Origin of the sequence: Mesorhizobium sp. M4A.F.Ca.ET.020.02.1.1, from assembly GCF_004022645.1 — a bacterium.
Taxonomy (GTDB): Bacteria; Pseudomonadota; Alphaproteobacteria; order Rhizobiales; family Rhizobiaceae; genus Mesorhizobium.
In genome coordinates this window covers 1-2,003 of record NZ_RZOI01000930.1, presented here as the reverse complement: position 1 = coordinate 2,003, position 2,003 = coordinate 1, and the positions used below count along the sequence as shown (strand labels likewise).

At 64.1% G+C, this 2,003-nt stretch carries 3 protein-coding genes and 1 pseudogene; 2 read left to right on the top strand and 2 right to left on the bottom strand.

Annotation, left to right across the window (positions count from 1 at the left end; genetic code table 11):
* The coding region (locus tag EN742_RS33250) for a hypothetical protein (protein WP_128333786.1) at nucleotides 1-438 on the bottom strand (438 nt) is incomplete at its 3' end.
* A 75-nt stretch (nucleotides 439-513) separates the two neighbouring features.
* Between EN742_RS33250 and EN742_RS33245 the strand changes: the two genes are divergently transcribed.
* Both EN742_RS33245 and EN742_RS33240 read left to right on the top strand, forming a co-directional pair.
* Complete coding sequence (locus tag EN742_RS33245) at nucleotides 514-1,212, top strand: type 1 glutamine amidotransferase (RefSeq protein ID WP_127405312.1); 699 nt, start codon at nucleotides 514-516, stop codon at nucleotides 1,210-1,212.
* A 421-nt stretch (nucleotides 1,213-1,633) separates the two neighbouring features.
* The gene (locus EN742_RS33240) at nucleotides 1,634-1,774 is read left to right on the top strand and encodes a hypothetical protein (RefSeq protein WP_006206855.1); all 141 of its coding nucleotides are present in this window, start codon (nucleotides 1,634-1,636) and stop codon (nucleotides 1,772-1,774) included.
* A 46-nt stretch (nucleotides 1,775-1,820) separates the two neighbouring features.
* On the opposite strand, the pseudogene EN742_RS33235 reads toward EN742_RS33240, so the two are convergent.
* A pseudogene (locus tag EN742_RS33235) lies at nucleotides 1,821-2,003 on the bottom strand (serine/threonine protein phosphatase); the annotation flags it as partial.

The window sequence follows — 2,003 nt, the reverse complement described above, 5'->3', positions numbered from 1 at the left end:
GGCGGCCAGCGCTTCCGGCTTGACCGCCGGCGGCTGGCCGCCAGCCGCCAGCCGCTCCCTGTGCAGCCGCTTGTCGAGCATCGGCGCGCGCGGCTCGGCGATGCCGAACGCCCCGCCGAAGCGGCGGACGAAGTCGCTCGCCCGTTCGCGCCGGCAGAAGAAGCAGGGCCGGTGGCCGGCGGCAAGCGCCGTCACCTCGTCGAGGAAGAACAGCTCGGTCCAGCCCGCCTTGCCGCCCTGCCTGTTGCGGCCCATCGGCTCGCGTCGCACATTGCGAAATTGGCACACGCAGATGATCCAGGCCTGAAGCGCCCAGCGCTTCCTCAACAGCGTCTTCGTCTCGGGGTCGTGGATGATGCCGCGATTGCCGGTGAACAGGCCGCGTTCGGGCACCGCGTGGATTGCGCCGAACGGATCGACCCGGTTCTGCAGTGGCATAGGCGTTCCTTCTTGGCTGCGATGCGGGCGCCATGATATCGCTCGCGGGATCAATATCATGTCAGCAGGGTTTCGATGCGCGTCCTGGTCGTTCAGAATTTCGACAATGAGGGCCTTGGCCAGATCGGCGCCGCACTGGTCGAGGCTGGCGCCGATATCGATCTGCGCAAGCCCTATCGTGGCGAGGCCCTGCCCGAGCACAGCGGCGAGCATGACGCCATAGTCGTGCTGGGCGGCGCCCAGAACGCGCTCGATGACGAGCTTTGCCCCTATTTCCCCGAATTGCTCGATCTGACCCGCGACTTCGCCGACAGGGACCGCTCGGTGCTCGGCATCTGCCTCGGCAGCCAGTTGCTGGCGCGGGCCTTCGGCGGCGAGAACCAGATCGGCGGTGCCACCGAGTTCGGCTGGCACCAGGTGTCACTGACGCCGGCGGCCAAGACCGATCCGGTGCTGGCAGCCTTGCCGGAGAATTTCCCGATCTTCGAATGGCACGACGACACCTTCGCGCTGCCGCAGAATGCCGTGCGGCTGGCAGGCAGCGCCGTCGCCGAGAACCAGGCCTTCCGCCTTGGCCGCGCCGTTTACGGCTTCCAGTTCCATTTCGAGGCGGATACGCCGATGGTGCGCGACTGGAGCACATCCTTCGCCTCCCTCATCGCCGAGCGCCATCCCGACTGGAACGATCGGCTCGACGGCGAAATCACCCGCAATGGTTCCGATGCCGACGCCGCCGGTCTGGCCATTGCCCGCGCCTGGGTGGCGACCATCTGAAGCGTGTCGATATTCAGGTGAGGCAGCCTGCAAACAATGGCTTCCTGCGCTTCTGGTGCTCACGTACTTCAAGTACGCTCCGCTCCGGTTCTCAAAAGCCATAGTTTTCGGCTCGGCCTGACCTGAATCTCCCACTTTGGCGCACACCGACCTGGGGCGGCGTGACATTATTGGCACGCCACGGCAGTTCCGGCTGGGGAAAACCCTTTTCATCCTTGGTTTGTGGCCGCGCGCCATCCTAGAAGGCGCGCGCTTTGTATCGCCGGTGCAACCGCGATGAACCTTCTGTGTGATCCGCGCGACACACCGGCGATACGGAATCTGCTTAGAAACGCGAGATCGTCGAAACATTGAGACGCATTTTATCGTTTCAACGCATTGGTAACCGGGTCGTGCACAGATGCAGGAAGCTCAACCAGAGATGACGTCCGTGAAAGCAGCGCTTTTGTCCTTTGTTATGCTGTCTGCCATCGTCCTGTGCGGCCTCGGCATCTATTCGGCCGACGCCGCCAACAATCATCAGGCCGTCGACGGCTACGGCGTCACCGCCGCCCTTCGCTGAAGCCTGGTCCTTCCCGACAAACGGAAAGCTGATCCCATAGTCGGGATCATGACTGGAACGGCCGCCCTTCGACCGTCAGGATGCGCTTTTCCGCGCCGTCGACAACGAGCGCGCTGAGCGTTCCCGAATGCCAGGCGAGCGTGTCGACATTGACGCGGTTGGCCATGACTTCGGCCTCCGGCACCGGTGTGTGCCCATGCACGATCACCTTCGGATAAAGGCCGGGGTG

Bases quoted from the DNA above. Each gene is read 5' to 3' on its own strand.
- EN742_RS33245 (WP_127405312.1), top strand. From the start codon at position 514: ATGCGCGTCCTGGTCGTTCAGAATTTCGACAATGAGGGCCTTGGCCAG.
- EN742_RS33240 (WP_006206855.1), top strand. From the start codon at position 1,634: ATGACGTCCGTGAAAGCAGCGCTTTTGTCCTTTGTTATGCTGTCTGCC.